Source organism: Pirellulales bacterium (assembly GCA_036499395.1).
Taxonomy (GTDB): domain Bacteria; phylum Planctomycetota; class Planctomycetia; order Pirellulales; family JACPPG01; genus JACPPG01.
In genome coordinates this window covers 1-6,022 of the sequence record DASYDW010000084.1, presented here as the reverse complement: position 1 = coordinate 6,022, position 6,022 = coordinate 1, and the positions used below count along the sequence as shown (strand labels likewise).

General features: G+C 59.8%; 6 protein-coding genes and 1 tRNA gene. 5 read left to right on the top strand and 2 right to left on the bottom strand.

Annotation, left to right across the window (positions count from 1 at the left end):
• The 5 genes from VGN12_16010 to VGN12_15990 form a co-directional block, all read left to right on the top strand.
• Nucleotides 1-1,149: tyrosine-type recombinase/integrase (locus tag VGN12_16010; GenBank protein HEY4310956.1), on the top strand; the 1,149-nt coding region annotated here is incomplete at its 5' end.
• Complete coding sequence (locus VGN12_16005) at nt 1,146-2,513, top strand: hypothetical protein (GenBank protein ID HEY4310955.1); 1,368 nt, start codon at nt 1,146-1,148, stop codon at nt 2,511-2,513. The genes VGN12_16010 and VGN12_16005, both read left to right, overlap by 4 nt.
• Nucleotides 2,510-3,010 (top strand): hypothetical protein, encoded by a 501-nt coding sequence (locus tag VGN12_16000; GenBank protein ID HEY4310954.1) that lies wholly within the window; start codon nt 2,510-2,512, stop codon nt 3,008-3,010. The genes VGN12_16005 and VGN12_16000 overlap by 4 nt, the downstream gene beginning before the upstream one ends.
• Before the next feature lie 275 nt (nt 3,011-3,285).
• Complete coding sequence (locus VGN12_15995) at nt 3,286-3,771, top strand: hypothetical protein (protein ID HEY4310953.1); 486 nt, start codon at nt 3,286-3,288, stop codon at nt 3,769-3,771.
• 115 nt (nt 3,772-3,886) lie between these two features.
• Nucleotides 3,887-4,162: a hypothetical protein gene (locus VGN12_15990; GenBank protein ID HEY4310952.1), complete on the top strand. Its 276-nt coding sequence runs from the start codon at nt 3,887-3,889 to the stop codon at nt 4,160-4,162.
• Between the two features lie 1,233 nt (nt 4,163-5,395).
• Here VGN12_15990 and VGN12_15985 read toward each other — a convergent pair.
• Both VGN12_15985 and VGN12_15980 read right to left on the bottom strand, forming a co-directional pair.
• A tRNA-Val gene (locus tag VGN12_15985) sits at nt 5,396-5,469 on the bottom strand.
• 155 nt (nt 5,470-5,624) lie between these two features.
• Nucleotides 5,625-6,022: hypothetical protein (locus tag VGN12_15980; GenBank protein HEY4310951.1), on the bottom strand; the 398-nt coding region annotated here is incomplete at its 5' end.

The window sequence follows — 6,022 nt, the reverse complement described above, 5'->3', positions numbered from 1 at the left end:
CTTGGCCGAGTCGCCAACGTCGCCGATCTGGAAGAGCTGACGATCGCTGGCTGGATTGAGTCAATGCTTTCCAGCGCGTTGGCCCGGCGCACCATCAACGGCCGCCTCAACATGCTGCTGACCCTGTGGCGGATGGCCAAGCGCAAGAAGTTCGTCGACTCGGACCTTACCGACCTGCGAAAGGTGAAGATGCCACGTAGGGCACCCCAGGCGTGGTCGTCTGAGCAGATGGGCAAGATCATCGAGTCGTGCCGCCAGTGCAAAGGGCGTTTCGTAGGCGTGCCGTGTGACCGGTGGTGGCTCGCGCTTGTGCTTTTGATATATGACACTGGTCTGCGCCGCTCGGCTGCCATGAAGGTTCGATTTGACGAGATTGACTTCCGCCGGAAGGTGCTGCGCGTCCCCGCCGAGCGCATGAAAAACCTCGTCGAGCAGACCTTCCCGCTGACGGATCAGACCCTGGAAGCGATCATGGCCACGGTGCCACCGCGGCGAAAGCTGCTGTTTCCCTACCCGTCGAGGGATCAGAAGACGATCTATGGTCGTTTCAAGTTCATCCTGATGAGGGCAGGCCTGTCGGCCACTCGGCGAGACCTTTTTCAAAAGATTCGCCGCACGACAGCTACCCACATTGCCGCCGCGGCTGGCGAATCGGCGGCAATCCGCCAGCTCGGCCATCAGGACACGCTGACGATCAAGCGGTACATCGATCCCACGTTTATGTCCGACCACGACCTGGCCAAGTATCTGCCGCGGCCGGGGTGGAACGATCCGAAGCGCGTTGAGGTCGAGCTGGTTGACGTGCCTGATACGAGCGGCTTGCCACTCGCGAAGATCCGGCGCCGGCTGAAGGACTACGCCGGCAAGGATGGTAGCTCGATCGAGCAGCTAATGCGCAAGCCATTTCTGTCGGCAGACGACGTTGCCGAGGCGCTAGACTGCATCGGCGTCCTGTACCGAGACTTCGCTCCATACTGCGGACTGAAGCCGCGGGCGTTGGCGAGAGTTTTGAATGGCAAGCGGCCGATTCTCCCACACCTGGAGCGGAAGATACGCGTTGCGTTGGGACTGAGCTACGAGCAAGGCGAACAGGTCCCGGAAGGCCCGCGGAACCGCAAACGCGATGCAAGAAAGGTAGGTGCCGCATGACATCGAATTCCGCATTGAAACGCAAAGTCCCAGCGACCGACCAAGGGCCCTCTTCGACGCTCGAAGAGTTTTACGCATCAGTGTTCCAGCCGCGACGGCTGAAATCGGCATCGGCCACCACCTGTCGCCAGCATGTGAAAACTATTGCGCTTCTTTCCCGCTTTCTCGGCCGGCCGGCGACATTGGCGGACCTTACCGATGGAACGTTAACGGCCTGGGCCCGCGCCGCCATTGATTTCGGACTTGTGCATGGTGAAGTCCGCACGCGCCGTGCGCAGCTCAGCGCGATCAAGCGATACGCTGTACGGTCCAGGATGCTGCCGGAAAGCATGACGGCTCTCTCGGTCGTGGGTGCTCCGATGCTGCTGCGGGAGTTCGTCGACGTGTACGTGGAGCGCAGGAATGCTGAGCGGCCGATAGGTCGCGAGATGGCGAAGGACACCCGCCGGCACCTTGACGAGGCAGTGAAGGCAATTACGAACTGGCTGGGACGTCCAGCAGCGATTGAGGATTTACGGCCGGAAACCATCAATAAATACCTGGTCGAATATCTGGAATCGGGCCGTTCGCCCTACACGGTCAAGAGTCGACGTACCGGGCTGTTGGTTTTACTTCGCCGCGCGATTCGCTTGGGTCTGGTCGACGATGTAGACGTGAAGGATGTTCGAGCAGTGCATTGCCCAGCGCTGAGAATCGACGGCTATGACCTAAATGATATGGATCGCCTGATCGCCCATTGCGCAACACTGAGGGGCGTGCAGTCGAAGACTGGTATCTCCCAGTCGATCTACTTCGCGTCCGCAATTCTGACCATGTGGAATTTGGGCAATCGGCCCGGGGACATAGTCGAGATCGACGTTGCGGACTTCGACCCCCGTGGTTTTTTCTACGTGACCGAGCAGAAGACTGGTAAGGCCAGGGCCCGAGCACTTCAATCGTCGACGAAGGGGGCGATCGCTGCATGCATTGCCGTCGATCCCCGGCGGAAGAAAATCTGGCCCGGAATGAAGGCGAGAAGTTTCTACAAGAAAATCGGACGGATCGCTGCTGCAGCGGGACTTTCGGGAACCGCTCGATGGATCAGACGTGGTGCTGCCTCTGTCGTGGAAAGCAAGAATGCGGGCTCAGCGCGGCGGTTCCTGAACCATTCGGTGCCGACGCTTTTCGAAAAGCACTACCGTGTAGAGCGGATCGTTGATCCTTCACCGATCGCACCGACCGAGTTGGACGTGCCGGCTGCGGTGTTCGAGTCGATCGAGCCTCGCGCGCCGCTGGATCCCGTCGAATACCAGCGGCGGCGCGACGTCAACAATGCGGCATGTCGCCGCTATCGCGAACGCGGCGGAAAGGCGGTGCAAGAGTGACGATCAACATTACCCGCCGAGAGGCGTTGAAGGTCGCAGTCGCTGGAGCGCTGGCGCCGCTCGCGATTGACGTTGTGGTGCCGTTCGAAAGCGAGATCGTCAGGCCTGGCGAATACATGCCTGATCCATACGGCAGCCCGGCTGACTGGCACCCTTCGACAACGGCCCGGGTCATCGCAGCGTGGGAACTGGGTGCCCAGCAGCGCAATCGCCCTGCAAAATGGCGATCGCTGAAGTATGACGGTGCTCTGCAGTTTAGCGACGGTCGCGACGGGCGCGATCCTCTGATCGCGTGGTACGGAATCGGCCCGGCGACTTGGACGGCCGAGCGCATGGCGGATTTGGCCGAGTGGTTGGAGGACCGTCACGTGTTGTCGCAGGAGCGCATCGCCCGCGGCCGTGCCTATGCGATCATAAGCGTCGGCAGGCTTTCGAAGCGGCTGCGGTACGAATTGGCGAAGCCGGCACGGAAGCGCGACCGCTCGATCATTGTTTGAGAGAACTCGCAGGGCCGCTTTGACGACCGGCCCTGGCGGCTGACTCGGTGAACGTCAGCCAAACCGCAGGACCGCCATTGAAAAACGGCCCTGGCCGCTCAGTCGGTGAATCTGAGTTGACCTGGCGATCGAAGGCCGCAACGGAGTGCGGCCCGGCGCCTAGGTGCCCAACCAACAATTAAAGGAGTAACGATTCTTCCACTTTTGATTGGAGACCACAAACAATGCGACCCCAAGACTTTGAAAATGCCGTTCGACAAGCCACCGAGCACGTGTTGAGCGGCAGCCGGATCGAAGGCTCGGTGATGGAGGCAAAGGCCGAATGGATTCCGGCCGAGCAGGCGGCGCGGCGTTTGGCGGGACATGCTAACGCAGCTGGGGGCCAGGAAATCATCTGGATCTTCGGCCTTGATGAGGACGCCTACAAGCTTGCGCCATTGGATGGTACGGATCCCTCGAAATGGCTCTCGCAGCTCGAGTCGCAATTTGAGAACGGCCACATGCCAAGGCTGGCGCAGCATCGAACAGTCACTGTCACCGGAGGCACCGTCCATGCTTGCCAGTTCGACACTCTCGACGCCCCGTACGTCGTTCGGAATCCGAAATTCGGAACTGCCGGACATTCCATCGAACGGGAGGTTCCTTGGCGGGAAGGGGCAAGCACGAGGACTGCCCGGCGTGCCGACCTGCTCAAACTTCTTTTGCCGATCTCGCGAATCCCCCCAAATCGAAATTCTGAACGCATGGGCCAACGTCAGTAGGAGGTCGACAAACGGCATGGTCAATTGGGGAATCGATCTACGGCTCTTTGTTTTTCCGCGAGATCGAAGCCGGCTGTCGATCGCCGCTCACAAATGTGCAGCGACCGTCACAGTAGTGGACGCGACGCATACGCTCCCGACCATCGGGTTTTCGGCCAAAGGCCTCGTCCGCGCCGAGCAAGACGTGCTGATTATCGATGGACCCGGGGCATGCAAGGTCGAAATTTCTGGATCGATTCCCTTCCTCGCTCCATCGCAAGCGTTTGATCTCTCTCTCTCTCTCTCTTTACCTATTTCCGAGGCTGACTTTCGCCCTGTCGAATCATCATTGATTCTCGAACTCGGCAATCAAAACGACCAAGGAAACCAGTACAAATTGAAGGCTCGGTGATGGCAAGCATTTCCACAGACAGCAAAGGCAACCGTTCGATTCAATTCGTCAACGCGGACCGCAAGCGCAAACGCGTCCACCTTGGCAAGATGCCGATGAAGACCGCAGAGAGGTTCCGCACGCACATTGAGGCCCTGAACTACGCCAATTCCCTTGGCGGCGTCCCGGACATCGACACCGCCGAATGGGTCGATAAGCTCGGCGACGTCATGCGGGACCGGCTGGCCGCTGTGGGGCTCGTTCCGCGGCGTGAAAGCGCGATACTGGGCCCGTTCGTTGACGCATACATCGAACTGCGAACGGATGTTAAGGAGGAAACCGCTACGGTCTACGGCCACACGCGGCGTTGCCTGGTCGAGTTTTTCGGCGAATCGAAGAGCCTCAGGGATCTGACCCCCGGCGACGCCGATGAGTGGCGCCTCTGGCTGGCGGAAAATCAGGAGCTAGCAGAGAACACTGTTCGCCGTCGTTGCGGCATCGCCAAGCAATTCTTTCGCGTGGCGGTCCGCAAGGGAGTGATTCGGTCTAACCCCTTCGCCGACGTAAAAGCGGGGCTCCAACGCAATTCGAGCCGCCAAAGGTTCATTACGCGAGCAGAGGGCGATGCCGTGCTTCAGGCCTGCCCTGACGCTCAATGGCGTCTACTGTTCGTTCTGAGCCGCTACGGTGGCCTACGATGCCCGTCTGAGCACTTGGCGTTGACCTGGGGCGACGTCGATTGGAGTCGCGGCCGACTCCGCGTGCCCAGCCCCAAGACCGAGCATCACGAAGGGGGCGATGCACGACTCATCCCGCTGTTCCCGGAGGTGCTTCAAGAATTAAACACCGTCTGGGACGCATTGCCGGACAACACGCCCGCCACCGAGCCGGTCATCACCCGCTATACCTCGGCCAGCCAGAACCTGCGCACGACATTCGAAAAGATCGTTCGAAGGGCTGGGCTCGAGCCGTGGCCAAAGATTTTCCACAACCTGCGCGCGACTCGCGAGACCGAGCTCGCCGAGACTTACCCGATGCACGTCGTCTGCGCCTGGATCGGCAACAGCGCTGCCGTCGCGGCAAAGCATTACCTGCAGGTCACCGACGAGCATTTTCAACAGGCTGGCGCCGAGGCGGCGCATATTCCGGCGCAGTATACGGCGGTAGTGGCAGGTACTGCGGGAAATTCGAAGGATGGGAAATCAGAAATTCCCGAGAGAAACCCGTGTGTACCTCTTGGTACACCCGAAATAGTGGGCGTTACAGGACTCGAACCTGTGACTTCTACCGTGTGAGGATAGCGCTCTAACCAACTGAGCTAAACGCCCGCGATATTTTCGCGATCTGTCGGCTTCGCGTCACGTAAACGACGCCAGGCAAGCGACCGCAGACATTCGATTAAACCCGCCGATTCGGTGTCTGGCAAGCCCCTGCGGCCACCGACAACATGGCGACGGCAATACCACTTCGATCGCGAAATTCCTTAGCCGGCCGGATCGAGCATTGGCACATCCCGGCGACGAAACACGGCGAACACAGCGTCGTTAAGGATAAACGGCTTGCCTGGGATTAAGCGGTGCTCGCCAAGCGATTCGCGAACATTGAATTCGCGCTCGAAAACGTAATCCCGCTGAAACCCTTCCCGCTTGTCGCTGTTGAGTAGCGCATTGATTTCCTTGGGGCGCAAAACCAGCCAGTCAGGCATGATCTCCATTGCCGTCCCCACCATGTCCGTATGTTTTTCGCGACGAATCGCCACGACCTGCGGCGCCACAAGACCTGGATAATCGATCATCCGCAGGCCGCTGAAGTAGCCGATGTAGCCGAGCGGCTCGAGATAGACGCTCTGGTCCGAGCGACCATGCTCACGCAACCAAAGCC

Bases quoted from the DNA above. Each gene is read 5' to 3' on its own strand.
- VGN12_16005 (HEY4310955.1), top strand. From the start codon at position 1,146: ATGACATCGAATTCCGCATTGAAACGCAAAGTCCCAGCGACCGACCAA.